Source organism: Streptomyces sp. NBC_00669 (assembly GCF_036226785.1).
Classification (GTDB): domain Bacteria; phylum Actinomycetota; class Actinomycetes; order Streptomycetales; family Streptomycetaceae; genus Actinacidiphila.
In genome coordinates, this window is sequence record NZ_CP109018.1 from 3,394,346 (window position 1) to 3,411,330 (window position 16,985).

Annotated in this window: 12 protein-coding genes; 6 read left to right on the plus strand and 6 right to left on the minus strand. The window is 72.6% G+C overall.

From position 1 onward, the window contains the following. Positions 1-8: 8 nt before the first annotated feature. The gene (locus OG896_RS13705) at positions 9-857 is read right to left on the minus strand and encodes a hypothetical protein (RefSeq protein ID WP_329365408.1); all 849 of its coding nucleotides are present in this window, start codon (positions 855-857) and stop codon (positions 9-11) included. 362 nt (positions 858-1,219) lie between these two features. Between OG896_RS13705 and OG896_RS13710 the strand changes: the two genes are divergently transcribed. After that, positions 1,220-2,644 (plus strand): chitinase, encoded by a 1,425-nt coding sequence (locus tag OG896_RS13710; RefSeq protein WP_329373977.1) that lies wholly within the window; start codon positions 1,220-1,222, stop codon positions 2,642-2,644. Between the two features lie 121 nt (positions 2,645-2,765). Here OG896_RS13710 and OG896_RS13715 read toward each other — a convergent pair whose 3' ends face one another. The 3 genes from OG896_RS13715 to OG896_RS13725 all read right to left on the minus strand — a co-directional run bounded on the left by OG896_RS13715 (position 2,766) and on the right by OG896_RS13725 (position 5,301). After that, the gene (locus tag OG896_RS13715; protein WP_328468562.1) at positions 2,766-3,209 is read right to left on the minus strand and encodes a RidA family protein; all 444 of its coding nucleotides are present in this window, start codon (positions 3,207-3,209) and stop codon (positions 2,766-2,768) included. Positions 3,210-3,310: 101 nt separating this feature from the next. Then, the gene (locus tag OG896_RS13720) at positions 3,311-4,192 is read right to left on the minus strand and encodes an IclR family transcriptional regulator (RefSeq protein ID WP_329365410.1); all 882 of its coding nucleotides are present in this window, start codon (positions 4,190-4,192) and stop codon (positions 3,311-3,313) included. Continuing rightward, positions 4,189-5,301: a sugar kinase gene (locus OG896_RS13725; RefSeq protein ID WP_443057247.1), complete on the minus strand. Its 1,113-nt coding sequence runs from the start codon at positions 5,299-5,301 to the stop codon at positions 4,189-4,191. The genes OG896_RS13720 and OG896_RS13725 overlap by 4 nt, the downstream gene beginning before the upstream one ends. A gap of 269 nt (positions 5,302-5,570) precedes the next feature. Between OG896_RS13725 and OG896_RS13730 the strand changes: the two genes are divergently transcribed. Then, positions 5,571-6,854 (plus strand): alanine racemase, encoded by a 1,284-nt coding sequence (locus OG896_RS13730; protein WP_329365413.1) that lies wholly within the window; start codon positions 5,571-5,573, stop codon positions 6,852-6,854. A 118-nt stretch (positions 6,855-6,972) separates the two neighbouring features. Then, positions 6,973-8,565, plus strand: a complete 1,593-nt coding sequence (locus OG896_RS13735) for an N-acyl-D-amino-acid deacylase family protein (RefSeq protein ID WP_329365415.1) — start codon at positions 6,973-6,975, stop codon at positions 8,563-8,565. Positions 8,566-8,596: 31 nt separating this feature from the next. On the opposite strand, the gene OG896_RS13740 is transcribed toward OG896_RS13735, so the two are convergent. After that, positions 8,597-10,864 carry a KAP family P-loop NTPase fold protein gene (locus tag OG896_RS13740; RefSeq protein ID WP_329365417.1) on the minus strand — a complete coding sequence of 756 codons (2,268 nt, stop codon included), beginning with the start codon at positions 10,862-10,864 and terminating at the stop codon, positions 8,597-8,599. A 115-nt stretch (positions 10,865-10,979) separates the two neighbouring features. Between OG896_RS13740 and OG896_RS13745 the strand changes: the two genes are divergently transcribed. Then, positions 10,980-12,191, plus strand: coding sequence for a pyridoxal phosphate-dependent aminotransferase (locus tag OG896_RS13745; protein WP_329365419.1), 1,212 nt, complete (start codon positions 10,980-10,982; stop codon positions 12,189-12,191). Positions 12,192-12,299: 108 nt separating this feature from the next. On the opposite strand, the gene OG896_RS13750 is transcribed toward OG896_RS13745, so the two are convergent. Further along, positions 12,300-14,183, minus strand: coding sequence for a phosphoenolpyruvate carboxykinase (GTP) (locus tag OG896_RS13750; protein WP_329365421.1), 1,884 nt, complete (start codon positions 14,181-14,183; stop codon positions 12,300-12,302). Positions 14,184-14,421: 238 nt separating this feature from the next. Between OG896_RS13750 and trhA the strand changes: the two genes are divergently transcribed. Beyond that, positions 14,422-15,120: a PAQR family membrane homeostasis protein TrhA gene (gene trhA / locus OG896_RS13755; protein ID WP_329365422.1), complete on the plus strand. Its 699-nt coding sequence runs from the start codon at positions 14,422-14,424 to the stop codon at positions 15,118-15,120. 183 nt (positions 15,121-15,303) lie between these two features. Then, on the plus strand, positions 15,304-16,980 hold the full coding sequence (locus tag OG896_RS13760; RefSeq protein WP_329365424.1) for an MFS transporter: 1,677 nt from the start codon (positions 15,304-15,306) through the stop codon (positions 16,978-16,980). Positions 16,981-16,985: the final 5 nt, after the last annotated feature.

The window sequence follows — 16,985 nt, forward strand, 5'->3', positions numbered from 1 at the left end:
GGGTGGACCTATCGCTTGTGGGGTTCGAGTTGGGGGCGGCGCGGTGTCTCGACCGCCGTGCCGGGCGGACGGGCGGCGTGCTTGGCAGGGTTGCCGCGGTCGTTGATCCGGGTGGCGCAGAACAGGCACTGGTCGCCGATGACTTCGAGCCCGCACCAGGTGCAGGTGTCGCGCCGCACCGAGGTGACGAGCTGGTAGAGCATGCCGACGTCGGCGATGTACGCGGTGAACTCGACCAGCCGTGAAGTCCCCCACCAGCGCGCCGAGTCGGGCGGCAGCGGAACCTCGCGCAGATGCTGGGTGCGCCAGGCCGCGGCGAGCGGCCCGGCCACCCAGCCGGGGTCCAGGCCGTTTCCGGCCACCGCGAGCTGCGTCTGGTAGCCGGGCCCGGGCGGCACGTGCTCCGCGTCGGCCTCGCCCAGGTACGGCTCGGGGTGCGCGATCACCGCGAAGTGCCGCCCGGGCACGAGGGACTTGACGTGGCTGCCGACGCTCACCGGCACCCGGTCCAGCTTGCTGACCGACGCGAGCAGCGCGCCGGAGTGCAGGTAGTACGACAGCAGGCGGGCGGCGCCGGCCAGCACGCCGGGCCCGAGGTCGGTGCCGGACAGCTGCCGTAACTGCTCGCCGAGCAGGGTGCGGGCCAGCGGCGGCAGGGCCAGCGGCACGATCGCGATCCGGTCGCCCTCCAGCGCGGAGCGGACGGTGTGCATCCGGCGCCGGGCCGGGTCGTCGGCCTCGGCCGGGGCGAGCGCGACCAGGTGGCCGTGCATGTCCAGCGCGGTGGAGGTGCGCACCACCTGCTCCTCCAGTGGGAGCGCGAGGTCGTCCGCGGTCACCGTGATGACGCTCGGCATGCGGCACCCCTCCCCATCTGCGCGCGGCGGTCCGGGTCGAGTGGGGTCCGCCTGGCCGTACGCGGTCGTCAGCTTATCGATGTGTAGCGAGTTGGGCGCGGAAAGTTGCGGATCGAACGAGGTGAACGACCGGTGTCCATCAGAGGTCTTGACAACCGGATTGGTCTGGACCAACTTTCTCCCTACTACGTGTGTCCATGCCATCCGTGGGCACCCGGGTCACCCGCACACCCCACCACCCCCCAACTCCTTGCCCCCAGGAGGCAGTCGTGGAACGTGCATCGCACGCGAATCGAGCGAGCCATGCGAAGTCGAGAGCAACCCTCAAGCGCCGGTTGATCGCCGGGCTGAGCGCCGCGGCCGTGATCGGCTCCGGCGTCGCGCTCGTCACGGAGGGCGCCGCCTCCGCCGCCACCACCAATCTGGTGGCCAACTCCGGCTTCGAGAGCGGCCTTTCCGGCTGGACCTGCTCCGCCGGCAGCGGTGCGGCCGTCTCCACCCCGGTGCACTCCGGGTCGAGCGCGCTGAAGGCCACCCCGTCCGGCAGCGACACCGCCCAGTGCCAGCAGACCATCAGCGTGCAGCCCAACTCCGCCTACACGCTGAGCGCGTGGGTGCAGGGGTCGTACGTCTACCTCGGCGCGACCGGCACCGGCGGCACCGACCCGTCCACCTGGACGCCGAGCGCCTCCTCCTACTCCCAGCTCAGCGTCAACTTCACCACCGGCGCGAGCACCACCTCGGTGACCGTCTACACGCACGGCTGGTACGGCCAACCCGCCTACTACGCCGACGATGTCACCCTGTCCGGCCCGGGCGGCACCGCGACCACCCCGCCGACCACGCCCCCGACGACGCCGCCCACCACTCCCCCCACCACGCCGCCGACCAGCCCGCCGGCCGGCGACCTGCCCAAGCACGCGGTGACCGGGTACTGGCAGGACTTCTCCAACGGCGCGACCGTGCAGACCATCGCGCAGGTGCAGAACCAGTACGACATCATCGCCGTGGCCTTCGCGACCGCCACCACCACGCCCGGCGCGGTCAGCTTCTCCCTGGACCCCTCGCTCAACTACAGCGAGGCGCAGTTCAAGGCGGACATCGCCGCCAAGCAGGCGGCGGGCAAGAAGGTGGTCATCTCCGTCGGCGGGCAGGACGGCACCATCTCGGTGCGCGACTCCGCCTCGGCGACGAACTTCGCCAACAGCGTCTACACCCTGATGCAGACGTACGGCTTCAACGGCGTGGACATCGACCTGGAGAACGGGATCGACCCGACCTACATGTCGCAGGCGCTGCGCAGCCTCAGCGCGAAGGCGGGCTCCGGGCTGATCATCACGATGGCGCCGCAGACCATCGACATGCTGTCGCCGTCCAGTGACTACCTGGCCACCGCGCTGAACATCAAGGACATCCTCACCGTCGTCAATACGCAGTACTACAACAGCGGTTCGATGAACGGCTGCGACGGCGGGGTCTACAGCCAGGGCACCGTGGACTTCATCACCACGCTGGCCTGCACCGCGATCCAGGCCGGGCTCGACCCGTCCCAGGTCGGCATCGGCACCCCCGCCTCCACCAGCGCGGCCGGCTCCGGGTACGTCTCGCCGTCGGTGGTCGACAACGCGCTCGACTGCCTGGCCAGCGGCACCAACTGCGGCACCTTCCACCCCTCGGCCAAGTGGCCCACCATTCGCGGCGCCATGACCTGGTCCACGAACTGGGACGCCTCCAACGGGAATTCCTGGTCCAACACGGTGGGCGCCCACGTCCACGCGATGTCGTAGGCGCGTCTGCACGTCTGAACGTCTGCACATAGGCGCGTAGGCACGTCTGCACCAACCGCGCAACACGAAGGGAGCGCCCCGCACTTGGGGCGCTCCCTTCGCCGTGGGAAGAAGCCGCGGTTCAGCCCAGTACGGCCAGCGCGTCGATCTCGATCAGCAGGCCGGCGGGCAGGCCGACGTAGACCGTCGTGCGGGCCGCGGGCGGCTGCTCCAGGTCGGCGAAGTAGGCGTTGTAGAGGTCGTTCAGCTCGGCGAAGTGCGCGGTGTCGGTCAGGTAGACCCGCACCATCACCACGTCCTCCCAGCTCGCGCCGCCGGCGGTCAGCACGGAGTGGACGTTCTCCAGGGTCTGGAGCGTCTGCTCGCGCAGGGTCGGGCCGGCCGGGGTCGGGGCCTGGCCCTCGACGGCGGGCAGGAAGCCGACCTGGCCGGCGACCTGGAGGATGTTGCCCTTGCGGACGCCGTGCGAGAACTTCGCCGGGGGCGCGGTGTGCGTGGGCGGGGTGATCGCGGTCTTGGTCAGGCGCGGAAGCCGGTCGGTGCCGGTCTCGGGCTGGTCGCTCATGCGTCGGTGTCCTCGTTGCTCGGTTCGTCGGGGAGGGGAGTCGTAGGGGGGTCGGGAGACGTGGTGTCGGTCGTGGCGTGGCCGTGGCGCGGGCCGTGGTGTCAGTCGTGGCCCGCGTCGTGGTGGTCCGCGTCGTGGTCCGCGTCGTGGTGGTCCGCGAGGTGTACGGCGTCGTCGGGGCGGTCACGCTCGTCGGGGCGGTCACGTCCGTCGGGCTCTTCGTGCTCGTCGCGCTCGCTCCCGTGCCTGCCGCACAGTTCCTCGCCCACCGCGTGCGCGGTTCGCAGGATCAGCGGGCGCAGCCGCAGCAACTCGTCGGCGCCGACCACCACGTTGGGCGCGGACAGCGACATCGCGGCGCAGACCCGGCCGTCCGGGCCGTGGATCGGCGCGCCGACGCAGTTGATGGACTCCTCGTGGCCGCCGAGGTCGCTCGCCCAGCCCTGCTCGCGCACCCGCGCCAGCTCGGCGAGGAACGCCGCCGCGTCCGGCGTCGAACGGGCGGTGTAGCGCGGGTAGTCCAGCCGTTCGGCGACCGCCCGCCGCTCGGGCTCCGGCAGGTCGGCGAGGAGCAGCTTGGCGACGGCGGCCACCGTGATGGCGACCGGGCGGCCGACTCGGGAGTACATCCGCACCGGATAGCGGCTGTCCACCTTGTCGATGTAGACCACCTCGCCCTGCTCGTACACCGCCAGGTGCACGGTGTGGCCGGTGCGTTCGTTGAGCGCGGCTAGGTGCGGGTGGGCGATCTCCCGGATGTCCAGCGCCTCGACGGCCTGCTGGGCGAGCGCGAACAGCCGCGCGCCGAGCCGGTAGCGCTGGTCCTGCTGGCGGTAGACCAGGCCGTGTTCGTGCAGGGTGCGCAGCAGCCGCAGCGCGGTCGACTTGTGCACGTCGAGCCGGGTGGCGACCTGTTCCAGCCCGGCCGGCCCCTCGGCGAGCAGCGGCAGGATGCTCAGCGCCCGGTCCACGGTCTGGCTCATCCCGGCACCTCTCCGCCCGCGTCCCGCGTCCACCCCGGGCCCAGCCGCAGTCTGCCCCATGCGGCGTCGTCCAGCGCGGCCAACGCGTCGGTACGGGCCCGGTCCGGCGGAACCGCCAGGTCGTCGGCGACGGTCAGCGCGGCGGCGGCCAGCAGGTGGCCGTGCCGCATCCGGTCCCGTAGCGGCAGCCCGCGCAGCGTGGCGGACAGGAACCCGGCGGCGAAGGCGTCACCCGCGCCGACGTGCGCGACCACCTCCACGGCGGGCGCCGGCACCTGGAGCCGGATGCCGCCCCGCCCCGCATCACCGCCAGGCCCGCCCGAACCGCCCGAAGCACCCGCGCCGCCCGAACCGTCCAGGTCACCCAGGCCGCTCAGGTCCCCCAGATCCCCCAGCCCCTCCGGCAGCTCCGCCCCCGCGGACGTGAACACCGTCGCCCCGGCCGCGCCCTGCTTGACCACGAGCATCGCCGGCTCCGGCAGTGCGGCCCGTACCGCGTCCGCGTCCGGCAGGCCCCACGCCGCCTGCGCCTCGTCCTCCCCGACGAAGACCAGGTCGCAGCCTCGGGCCAGTTCGGCGAGCTGCCACGGGTCGGCGTCGTGCCACAGCGCCGGGCGGTGGTTGACGTCGAAGGAGACCAGCGGGCGGCCCGGTTCGCGGTGGGTGAGGCGGGCCATCAGGGCGCGGCAACTCGCGGAGAGCGCACCGGTGATGCCGGTCAGGTGCAGCACCCGGCCGGCCCACACGTCGCTCCGGCGGACCAGCGCGGGCGACAGCGCGGAGGCGGCCGAGCCCTTGCGGTAGTAGACGACCTCGGCGCGCTCGGACGGCCCGGCCGCCGTGGTGGCGCGCTCCTGCGCGGTGCGGAAGTAGACGCCGGTGGGACGGCGCGGGTCGCGCTGCACCGCGCCGACGTCCACCCCGGCCGCGGCGATGGTGTCCACCAGGTGGTCGCCGAAGCCGTCCGCGCCGACCCGGCTCACCCAGCTCGTGGTGTGCCCGGCACGGGCGAGCGTGCAGGCCACGTTGGACTCGGCGCCGCCGATGGCACGGTGGAAGGAGGGGACGTCGGCGAGCGGTCCCGGCCGGGAGGGTACGAAGGTGACCATGGACTCGCCCAGGCAGACGACATCGACACGTTCGGCGCTCGGCGTTGCGGTCACGCGGGTCTCCGCTCCTCGTCGGTACGGGCTCGGGCGGGCGGACGGGGCCGGATCGGAGCCGGCGGATCATCGGGCCGGCCGGTCCGGACGCCGTTGACCCCGCGCCGACCAGGATGTTAGACAGCTTGAAACAGAATACGCAACGGACGTTGCACAGGATGCAACGGCCGTACGACGCGGCACCGGCACCGCCGGGCCGCTTCCCGGGAGGGTGGATGGACATCGACGAGCGGATCGCGGCACTGGACGCCGAGCGGATCGACCATCGCTTCAAGGCGCTTCCGCCGGACGCCGAGGGGCTGACCGTGGGCGAGCTGGCCGCGCAGCGCCGCAGCCTGTTCGACGGCGGCTTCGGCACGCCGCTGCTCGTGCTGTCCGAGGAGGCCCTGGCGCACAACCTGGCCGCGCTGGAGGAGTACACCGACAAGTACGGCCTGGTCTTCGCGCCGCACGGCAAGACCTCCATGGCGCCGCAGCTCTTCGCCCGCCAACTCGCCCACGGCGCCTGGGGGATCACCCTGGCCGTGCCGCACCAGGTGCGGGTGGCAAGGGCGTTCGGGGTGCCGCGGATCTTCCTCGCCAACGAACTGGTCGACGCGGCCGCGCTGCGCTGGATCGGCGCCGAACTGGACGCCGACCCCGACTTCCAGCTCATCACCTACGTCGACTCGTTGCGCGGGGTCGAGCTGATGGACGCGGCGCTGCGCGCGGCCGGCGTACAGCGGCAGCTGGACGTCGTGGTCGAACTCGGCGCCGGGCAGGGCGCGCGGACCGGGGTGCGCACCGACCGCGAGGCCGAGGCGGTCGCGGCGGCGGTGTCGGCGGTCGGCACGCTGCGGCTGGTGGGCGTGGCCGGGTACGAGGGCGAGGTGCCCGCGGCCGATCCGGAGCGGGTACGGGCCTACCTGCGCCGGCTGGTGGCGCTCGCCGAAACGCTCGACCGGGCCGGCCGGTTCGCGGACGCCACCGAGATCGTGGTGAGCGCGGGCGGCTCCGCGTGGTTCGACGCGGTCGCCGAAGTCTTCGCGGAGGTACCGGAGTTGTCCCGTCCGGCGCTGCGGCTGCTGCGCTCGGGGGCGTACGTCACCCACGACGACGACCACTACCGGCGGATCACGCCCTTCAACCGGGTGCCGGACGACGGCGACCTTCAGCCCGCCTTCCGGCTGTGGGCGCAGGTCGTCTCCCGGCCCGCACCGGACCAGGCGTTCCTCAACGCGGGCAAGCGGGACGCCCCTTACGACCTCGGGCTGCCGACGCCCCGCACGGTCCGCTCGGCCCGCGACGGCGCGGTGCGCACCGCGCCGGACGGGCTGGAGGTGGTCAAACTCTCCGACCAGCACGCCTGGTTGCGCGTCCCGCCCGAGGACGGCCTGGAGGTCGGCGACTGGGTCGCACTCGGCGTGTCCCACCCCTGCACCACATTCGACAAGTGGGTGCTCATCCCAGTCGCCCGGGCGGACGGCACGGTCACGTCCTACGTCCGCACGTTCTTCTGACCCGTTTCCGACCCGCTGGTACGGCCCGCCCCTCGCCGCCCGTGACCCGGCGGCCCCGGGGCCGCGGGGGCGGGCCGCCCGCCCGAAACGCTCGATTCGTAAGGGAAGATGGCTGTTCATGGAGCTGGTGGTACGCGGGGCGCGGGTGGTGGACGGGTCGGGCGGCGACTCGTACCGGGCCGACGTCGGGGTGGACGGCGGGCGGATCACGGAGATCCGGCGGGAGCGGGACGGCGGGGCGCGGCTCGGCGGGCGGCTGGTGGTGGACGCGGACGGGCTGGCGCTGGCCCCGGGCTTCATCGACATGCACGCGCACAGCGACCTCGCGGTGCTGGAGGACCCCGCGCACGAGGCGAAGGCCGCCCAGGGCGTCACCCTGGAGGTGCTGGGGCAGGACGGCCTGTCGTACGCCCCGGTCGACGACGTCACCCTCAAGGAGCTGCGCACCCAGATCGCCGGGTGGAACGGTCCGGGCGCCGACGCGGAGTTCACCTGGCGCAGCGTCGGCGGCTACCTGGACCGGCTGGACCAGGGCATCGCGGTGAACGCCGCCTACCTGGTGCCGCAGGGCACCGTGCGGGCGATGGTGATGGGCTGGGCGGACCGGCCGCCGACGGAGCCCGAGCTGGACCGGATGAAGGAGGAGGTCGCGCGCGGCCTCGCCGAGGGCGCCGTCGGCATGTCCTCCGGCCTCACCTACACCCCGGGGATGTACGCCTCCGACAGCGAACTGACCGAGCTGTGCCGGGTGGTGGCGGCCTACGACGGCTACTACTGCCCGCACCACCGGTCGTACGGCGCCGGCGCGCTGACCGCGTACGAGGAGATGCTCGCGCTCGCCCGCGCCTCGGGGTGCGCCCTGCACCTGGCGCACGCCACGATGAACTTCGACGAGAACACCGGCCGTGCCCCCGAGCTGCTGGCCCTGCTCGACCGCGCCCTGGACACGGGAGTCGACGTCACCCTCGACACGTATCCGTACACCCCGGGCTGCACCACGCTGGTCGCGCTGCTGCCGAGCTGGGCCGCGGAGGGCGGTCCGGAGGCGACCCTCGCCCGGCTGCGGGACGACACCGCGGCCGAGGCGATCCGCCGCGCCCTGGAGGTCGAGGGCTCCGACGGCTGCCACGGGGTGCCCGTCGACTGGTCCACCATCGAGATCTCGGGCGTCACCGACCCCGCCCTGTCCCCCCGCATCGGCACCCGGGTGGACGGCTGGCCCACCGCCCGCCGCCTCCTGCTCGACGACCGCCTGGGCACCACGATCCTTCAGCACGTCGGCGACGAGGCCAACGTCCGTACGATCATGGGCCACCGCGCGCACACCGCGGGCTCCGACGGCATCCTGCGCGGCGCCAAACCGCACCCCCGCGCCTACGGCACCTTCCCGGCGTATCTCGGCCGCTACGTGAGGGAGTTGGGCGTCCTGACGCTGGAGGAGTGCGTGGCGCACCTGAGCGGGCGGCCCGCGGCCCGGCTGCGGCTGCCCGACCGCGGCCTGGTCCGCACCGGCTACCGCGCCGACCTGGTCCTCTTCGACCCGGACACGGTCGCGGCCGGCGCCACCTTCGAGCGCCCGCGCACCTTGCCGACGGGCATTCCGTACGTGCTGGTGGACGGCCGGTTCGTGATGGCCGACGGCCGGCGTACGGGGGTGCTCGCCGGGCGCTCGGTGCGCAGGTCGCCGGCGCGCGGCGGCCGGCGCGGGTGAGGCGGGGACGGGAGGGGTCGGGCGGTGCCGCTCAGCCGGAGGCGGCGGGCGGCCCGGTCTGCGGTCGCCGCAGCCCGGCCCACAGCAGGGCGGCCGCCTGGTCCGGGTCGTTGGTGATCTCGGCGTCGAGCCGGTCGGCGGCCAGCCGCTCGTTCGGGGTCAGTGTCGGGGTGTAGAAGACGACGACGCCCCGGTAGCCGTCGTCGCGGGCGCCCCGGATCAGCTCGAAGCCCCGGCCGGGGGTGCCGAACGCGGCGACATGGCACAGCACGGCCCGCGGTTCGCGGGCGAGCACGTCGGGCCACAGCTCTTCGTAGAAGTCGAAGTCGTGGTCAAGACCGCCGCGGCGCAGCGCGAAACCGACCGCCCCCGCGGCGCCCGAGGTGAAGCCCGCCACCACCACGACCGGGGGCCGCGCGCCCCGCCCGTCGCCGCCCGGGGACAGGGACGAGGGCATCCGCTGGGCGTACCCGGCGGGCAGCGGATAGTCCACCGGGAAGGTCTCGGTGTCCTGCGGGTCGAGCGCGGGGCTGACCGGATCGACCGGCCCGGCCGGCCGGGCCGCGGGCGGCTGCGTGGTGGTGCGCGGCGACGCCTGCGGCGTGCTTGTCGAACGGTTCCCGCCCGGCCGGTTCCCAGTGGGCCAGTTCCCGACCGGCCGGTCGCCGCCCGACCCGTCTTCGCCCGACCCGTCTTCGCCCGGCGGGTTCCCGCTCGGCGAGTCCCCGCTCGGCCGGCCGGCCCCGGGACGGTCCCCACCGGGCACGCTCGATCCGGGCTCCCCGCGCGCCCCCGGAAGCATCGTCGGCTCGCCGCTGTCCGGCAGCCCCACCATCGCCGGCGCGACCCACCCCGCCGGCGGCTCGGACGGCGATGGCGGCAGCGGCTCCAGCGGGCGGTCCATCCCTTCCCGCAGCCGCTGGAGCACCAGCTCCGCGCCCTCCAGCTCCCGCAGCCCCCACAGCAGCGACACGAACGTCTGGTCGATGGCCAACGCGGGGAACCGGTCGGGCAGTTCGCCCTCCAGCACGCGCAGGGTGTCCTCGCGGTCGTGCTGGTCCTCCCCCTCCGGCGGCGCCATGGCGTACCGGGCCAGGAAGCCCTCGACCCGCTCCGCGTCCCGCGCCGACCAGTGCGAACCGGCCCGCAGCAGCGTCCGGACCGCGCAGTACTCGAAGAAGGTGTCCACCACCTCGGGCTGCGAGCCGGGCTCGTTCTGCGCGGTCATCAACCGGTAGAAGTCCATGTAGAGGTACCGGAGCAGCAGCGTGATGATGACCGCCTCGGTGCTCAGGTCGGACCAGCTCGGGTTGAGGTTCGCCTCCAGCAGCAGGCCGTTGACCAGGGTCTTCACCCGGCGCGGGTTGCGGGCGGCCCGGTAGCCCAGCAGTTCCACCAGCTGCTGGTCGAGGAGGTCGGCGATGCCGGCCCGCCCGGCGCAGCTCCATACGTAGCGCTGGATGTCGCGGTTGCCGGGAGCGGGGATGCGGTAGCTGGTCTGGAAGATCTTCTCCATGAAGGCCGCGCCGGCCGGCGTGAGGTTGCGCAGCATGCCCTCCTCGCTCATCGCCTCGCGGTCGCAGCCGATCACGAAGGCGAGGCCCGGCACGTCCAGGTAGACCTTGAGCGCCTCGCACAGCGCGAGCACCGTCTCCTGGGAGCAGCGGTCGAGGTCGTCGATGAAGATCACCAGCAGCCTGCCGGGGGCTCCCGGGCGCGGCGCGGCCGTCCAGTCGGCCACCATCCTGCGCAGCGCGTCCCGCATCCGGTTGCGCGCGGTGGCGTCCACCGACAGGGCGCGCCACAGCGCGTCCACCATGCCCGCCACGCCCAGCGGCCCCGCGGCCACCAGCGTGAGCGCGCGGACCACCCTGGCCAGGCCGCTGCCGCCCTGCAACCGGCGCAGCGCGCGGCGCAGGACGTTCGGGTCGAACTGCGCCAGCACGGACTTGATCAGCCCTTCGAGCGCGTCGGCCCCGGTCGAGCTCCAGGCGTTGTACCAGACGGTGTGCACGCCGTCGGTGTCCTGGAGCTTGGCGTCGACCAGCCGCATCAGGCTGCTCTTGCCCATCCCCCAGCCGCCCTCCAGCGCGAGGGTGAAGGGCGTGGAGCGCCGGGAGGCCAGCAGCAGCGCGGACAGTTGCTCGGCCACCCACCGGGCACCCAGTTCGTCGTCCTCGGCGCCGGTCACCGGCTCGTCGTTGAGCAGCACCAGCCCGCTGCGGGCGCCCTCCCCCATCCGTACCGTGCCGGGCGCGGCGGGCCCGGGCCGGCCGCCGTGCGGCGGTTGGATCGCCATCCCCCGAGTCTTCCAGCCCTGGACGCCCCAGGGGCGGGCCCGGCGAAATCCGTCCGGAGTCCACGTGGTGGAAAACACCGCGCGGCTCCCGTGACGCCGCCGTAAGGTGACCGACATGCAGGTGATTCAGTCCACGAAGCTCGCGAACGTCTGTTATGAGATCCGGGGTCCGGTTCTTGAGGAGGCGATGCGGCTGGAGGCGGCCGGGCACCGCATCCTGAAGCTGAACACCGGCAACCCGGCGCCTTTCGGGTTCGACTGCCCGCCGGAGATCCTGGAGGACATGCTGCGCACCTTGGGTGACGCGCATGGCTACGGGGACGCGAAGGGGCTGCTGTCGGCGCGGCGCGCGGTGATGCAGCACTACCAGACCAAGGGCATCCCGCTGGAGGTCGAGGACATCTACCTCGGCAACGGCGTGTCCGAACTGATCCAGATGTCGATGCAGGCGATGCTCGACGACGGTGACGAGGTGCTGGTCCCCGCCCCCGACTACCCGCTGTGGACCGCCTCGGTCTCGCTGGCCGGCGGCACCGCGGTGCACTACCGCTGCGACGAGCAGTCCGACTGGATGCCGGACCTCGCCGACATCGAGCGCAAGGTCACCGACCGCACCAAGGCGATCGTGGTGATCAACCCGAACAACCCCACCGGCGCCGTCTACGACGACGAGCTGCTGCGCGGCATCACCGACATCGCCCGCCGGCACCGCCTGGTGGTCTGCTCCGACGAGATCTACGACAAGATCCTCTACGACGACGCCACCCACACCCCCACCGCCGCGATCGCCCCCGACCTGCTCACGCTCACCTTCAACGGGCTGTCGAAGGCGTACCGCGTGGCCGGTTTCCGCAGCGGGTGGATGGCGGTGTGCGGCCCGAAGAAGCACGCCGGCAGCTACATCGAGGGCCTGACCATCCTCGCGAACATGCGGCTGTGCGCGAACATGCCGGCGCAGCACGCCATCGCGACCGCGCTCGGCGGCCACCAGTCGATCAACTCCCTGGTCCTGCCCGGCGGCCGGCTGCGGGCGCAGCGCGACGCCACGTACGAAGCGCTGATGGAGATCCCCGGCATCACCTGCGTCAAGCCGAAGGGGGCGCTGTACGCCTTCCCGCGGCTCGACCCGCAGGTGTACAAGATCAAGGACGACCGGCAGATGGTGCTTGACCTGCTGCGCGCGGAGAAGATCATGATCGTGCACGGCACCGGGTTCAACTGGATCGAGCCGGACCACTTCCGCATCGTCACGCTGCCGCGCGCGGAGGACCTGCGCGAGGCGGTCGGCCGGATCGGCCGCTTCCTCGACGGCTACAGCCAGCCGTAAGCGCTCCAGCCGTAGGAGTTCCAGCCGTAGGAGTTCCAGCCGTAAGAACTCCAGCCGTACGAGCCGTTTCGCAGGGGCGCGGGGTCCATCCCCCGCGCCCCTCACCGCTTACCCCAGCCGCTCGACCAGCGAGCGGTACTCCGTCCACAGCTCCGGCGGGGTGTGCTCCCCGAAGGTCTCCAGGTGGGCCGGGATGAGCGCCGCCTCCTGCCGCCAGATGTCGCGGTCGACGCTCAGCAGCAGTTCGAGGTCAGCCGCGGACAGGCCCAGCCCGTCCGTGTCGAGGGCGCCCTCGGCCGGCAGCACGCCGATGGGGGTGCGCACCCCCTCCGCCTGGCCGTCCAGCCGCTGCACGATCCACTTCAGCACGCGGCTGTTCTCGCCGAACCCGGGCCACACGAAGCGCCCGTCGGCGTCCTTGCGGAACCAGTTGACGTAGTAGATCCTCGGCAGCTTCGCGGGGTCGTGCTCCTTGCCGAGCTTGACCCAGTGGCCGAAGTAGTCGCCCATGTTGTAGCCGCAGAACGGCAGCATCGCGAACGGGTCGCGGCGCAGCTCGCCGACCTTGCCCTCGGCGGCGGCGGTCTTCTCGCTGGCGACGTTCGCGCCGAGGAAGACGCCGTGCTGCCAGTCGAAGGACTCGGTGACCAGCGGCACCGCGGAGGCGCGGCGCCCGCCGAAGAGGATCGCCGAGATCGGCACGCCCTTGGGGTCCTCCCACTCGGGCGCGATGATCGGGCACTGGGCGGCCGGCACGGTGAACCGGGCGTTGGGGTGGGCGGCCGGGGTGGCGCTGTCCGGCGTCCAGTCGTTGCCCTTCCAGTCGGTGAGGTGGGCCGGCGGCTGCTCGGTCATGCCCTCCCACCACACGTCGCCGTCGTCGGTGAGGGCGACGTTGGTGAAGACCGAGTTGCCGTACATGGTCTTCATCGCGTTGGCGTTGGTGTGCTCGCCGGTGCCGGGGGCGACGCCGAAGAAGCCGGCCTCGGGGTTGATCGCGTAGAGCCGGCCGTCCGCGCCGAACCGCATCCAGGCGATGTCGTCGCCGATGGTCTCCACGCTCCAGCCGGAGACGGTGGGCTCCAGCATGGCGAGGTTGGTCTTGCCGCAGGCCGAGGGGAAGGCCGCGGCCACGTACCGGGCCTCGCCGTGCGGGGGTGTCAGCTTCAGGATCAGCATGTGCTCGGCGAGCCAGCCCTCGTCGCGGGCCATCACCGAGGCGATCCGCAGCGCGTAGCACTTCTTGCCGAGCAGCGCGTTGCCGCCGTAGCCGGAGCCGTAGGACCAGATCTCGCGGTCCTCGGGGAAGTGCGAGATGTACTTGGTCGCGTTGCACGGCCACGGCACGTCGGCCGCTTTGTCGGTCAGCGGGGCGCCGACGGAGTGCACGGCCTTGACGAAGGCGCCGTCGGTGCCGAGTTCGTCGAGCACCGCGCGGCCCATCCGGGTCATGGTGCGCATGGACACCGCGACGTAGGCGGAGTCGGTGATCTCCACGCCCATCGCGGACAGCTCCGAGCCGAGCGGGCCCATGCAGAACGGCACCACGTACATGGTCCGGCCGCGCATGGCGCCGCGGAACAGGCCGCCCTCACCGCCCTCAGGGCTCTCGCCGCTCGTGCCGGCACCGCCGCTCGTGTCGCCGCGCCCGTGGTCACCCTTCCGGCCGGTGAAGATCTCCCGCATCTCGGCGGGCGCCTTCCAGTGGTTGGTCGGGCCCGCGTCGGCCTCGCGCCGCGAGCAGATGAAGGTCCGGTCCTCGACCCGCGCCACGTCGGTGGGGTCGGATGCCGCGTAGTACGAGTTGGGGCGCAGGGTCGGGTCGAGCCTGGTGAAGGTGCCCTTGGCGACGAGTTCCCCGGCGAGCCGGTGGTACTCCTCCTCCGAGCCGTCGCACCACACGACCTCGTCGGGCTGGGTGAGTTCGGCGATCTCGCCGACCCAGTTGATCAGTTCCTGATGGTTGGTGGGAGCCGCATTGCCGCGCGCCACGATCGCTCCGTCCCGCCGGGTCCGCACAGACCGGCGTGGTGTGAGGGTGTTGTCTCGGCCCCTTGGGGGCTGCGGCCCGGACGCGTTCGTGGAGTGCTCATCCGGTGCCGACCGCACTCATATGAGTGTGGTCCCGGCGAAATGATTCTGTCCAGACCACCCAGCGTGAGCATTACCACTCGGAGGGCGGTCATACTACTTACGGGTAACTTACGGTCGCGTAGGTATCATCCGCGGTATGACCGCCGTGGACGAGACCGACGACGCAGCCTCCCCCGCTGCTTCGGTCGACCTGCCCAAGCTCACGAAACCCAAGCTCAGGGGGTGGCTGCACGCGGGAATGTTCCCCGCGGTACTCATTTCCGGCGTGGTACTGACGGCCTTCGCGCAGAGCACCCGCGGGCGGATCGCCTGCGCCGTCTTCACCGTCACCGCCTGCGCCCTCTTCGGCGTCAGCGCGCTCTACCACCGCGGCAACTGGGGCCCGCGCGGTGCCGGAATTTTGCGACGACTTGACCATGCGAACATCTTCCTGATCATCGCGGGCACCTACACGCCGCTGACGATCCTGCTGCTGCCCGGAGCCACCTCCGAGCTGCTGCTGTGGCTGGTCTGGGCCGGCGCGCTGGCCGGTATCGCCTTCCGGGTCTTCTGGGTCGGCGCCCCCCGCTGGCTCTACACGCCCTGCTACATCGCGCTCGGCTGGGTCGCGGTCTTCTTCCTGCCGGACTTCATGCGCACCGGCGGCGTCGCCGTGATGGTCTGCGTGGTCGTCGGCGGCATCCTCTACAGCACCGGCGCGGCGGTCTACGGCTTCAAGCGGCCCAACCCCTCACCCCGCTGGTTCGGCTTCCACGAGGTCTTCCACTCCTTCACGCTGGCGGCGTTCATCGTCCACTACGTCGGCATCTCGCTGGTCGCCTACAGCCACAACTGATCCAGCCGGACCCGGTCCCGCCACAACCCTCCCCGCCAGATCCGCCCCACCGGAACCGACCCGCCGCACCCGCCACGCCCCGCACTCCCCGCCCACGGGAGTGCGGGGCTTTCGCATGTCCGGAGTGACAGCTACTATTTTTTAGTAGTCACTCTCATTTGACATCTACTCGCGGGAGATCTCGTGTCGGCACCGTCCGCAACACCCTCCGCAGCAGCGCCCCACACCCACGAGCCGGGCGCCGACCCCAGGAGATGGCTCGCGCTCGGCGCGCTGGTCGCCAGCACCCTCGTGCTCAGCTTCGACATGACGATCCTCAACGTGGCGCTGCCGAGCATGGCCGGGCAGATCCACGCCGGGACCGGCGACCTGCAGTGGATCGTGGACTCGTACACCGTGGTCTTCGCCGCCGCGATGCTGCCCGCGGGCCTGCTCGGCGACCGGTTCGGGCGGCGCCGGATGCTGGTGGCCGGCCTGGTCGTGTTCCTCGCCGGCTCGATGATCGGCACCCTCGCGCACAGCCCGGGGCCGGTGATCGCGGCCCGTACCGTGATGGGCCTGGGCGGGGCGTTCGTGATGCCGCTGGCGCTGTCGGTGATCCCGTCGCTGTTCGGCCCGGCCGACCGGCCCAAGGCGGTGGCCATCACCAGCACCTCGATGGCGCTCGGCATGCCGCTCGGCCCGATCATCGGCGGCGCGCTGCTGGAGCACTTCTGGTGGGGCTCGGTCTTCCTGATCAACATCCCGCTGGTCGCGATCAGCATCGTGGCGTGCGTGCTGCTGCTCCCCGAGACCCGCGACCCGGCCGCGCCACGGGTGGACCCGGTCGGCACCGTGTGCGCGGCCGCGGGCCTGGGCGCCCTGGTCTACGGCATCATCGAGGCCCCCGACCGCGGCTGGGCCGACCCGCTGGTGCTGGGCTCGCTGCTCGGGTCGGTGCTGCTGATCGCCGCGCTGGTGCTGCGCGAGCGCGGGGTGTCGCGGCCGATGCTCGACCTGTCGCTGCTGCGGCAGCGCGGCTTCCTGTGGAACGCAGTGGCCGCGACCCTGGTCAGCTTCATCCTCACCGGCCTGCTCTTCGTGCTGCCGTCCTACCTCCAGACCGTGCTGGGCTACGACGCCTTCGGCACCGGCCTGCGGCTGCTGCCGATGATGGGCGGGCTGATGGTCGCCGCCCGGCTCAGCGCCGGCCTGGTACGGCGGTTCGGCCCCCGGCCGGTGATCGCCACCGGGCTGCTGCTGCTCGCCGCGGCCGCCTTCCTCGGGGCCACCACCGGCAGCGGCGACGGCTACGGCGCCTGCGCGACCTGGCAGCCGATCGCCGGGCTCGGCTTCGGCCTGGCCATCGTGCCCTCGATGGACGGCGCGCTCGGCGCGCTCCCCCGCGACCGGGCCGGCAGCGGCTCGGGGCTGCTCCAGACGCTGCGGCAGACCGGCTCCGCGGTCGGCGTCGCGATCCTCGGCAGCGTGCTGGCCTCCGGCTACCGCGACCGGCTCGGCTCCACCGGGCTGACCGGCGCGGCGGCCCGCACCGCACGGGACTCCGTGGTCGGCGCGCACCAGGTCGCCGCCAAGCTCGGCGACCGCGCGCTCGCCGCCGCCGCGGACCGGGCCTACGTCCACGGCATGGACCTGGCGATCGTGGTCTGCGGCGCCGCCGCGCTGGCCGCGGCCGCGCTCGTCGCGGTCTTCCTGCCCGACACGCGCACGCCGGCGGCCCCCGGCCAGGCATCCGGGAAGGCCGCGGGCAACGCGTCCGGCCAGGCATCCGGCCAGGCCACCGCGCCGGACGCACGGCAGGACGTACCGCAGGGCGCGCCCGCGCCCATGGCTCCCAAGGCCACCGATGCCCGACAATGAGCGGC

Bases quoted from the DNA above. Each gene is read 5' to 3' on its own strand.
- OG896_RS13730 (WP_329365413.1), top strand. From the start codon at position 5,571: ATGGACATCGACGAGCGGATCGCGGCACTGGACGCCGAGCGGATCGAC.
- OG896_RS13720 (WP_329365410.1), bottom strand. From the start codon at position 4,192: ATGAGCCAGACCGTGGACCGGGCGCTGAGCATCCTGCCGCTGCTCGCC.
- OG896_RS13725 (WP_443057247.1), bottom strand. From the start codon at position 5,301: ATGGTCACCTTCGTACCCTCCCGGCCGGGACCGCTCGCCGACGTCCCC.
- OG896_RS13715 (WP_328468562.1), bottom strand. From the start codon at position 3,209: ATGAGCGACCAGCCCGAGACCGGCACCGACCGGCTTCCGCGCCTGACC.
- OG896_RS13745 (WP_329365419.1), top strand. From the start codon at position 10,980: ATGCAGGTGATTCAGTCCACGAAGCTCGCGAACGTCTGTTATGAGATC.
- OG896_RS13705 (WP_329365408.1), bottom strand. From the start codon at position 857: ATGCCGAGCGTCATCACGGTGACCGCGGACGACCTCGCGCTCCCACTG.
- OG896_RS13740 (WP_329365417.1), bottom strand. From the start codon at position 10,864: ATGGCGATCCAACCGCCGCACGGCGGCCGGCCCGGGCCCGCCGCGCCC.
- OG896_RS13735 (WP_329365415.1), top strand. From the start codon at position 6,973: ATGGAGCTGGTGGTACGCGGGGCGCGGGTGGTGGACGGGTCGGGCGGC.
- trhA (WP_329365422.1), top strand. From the start codon at position 14,422: ATGACCGCCGTGGACGAGACCGACGACGCAGCCTCCCCCGCTGCTTCG.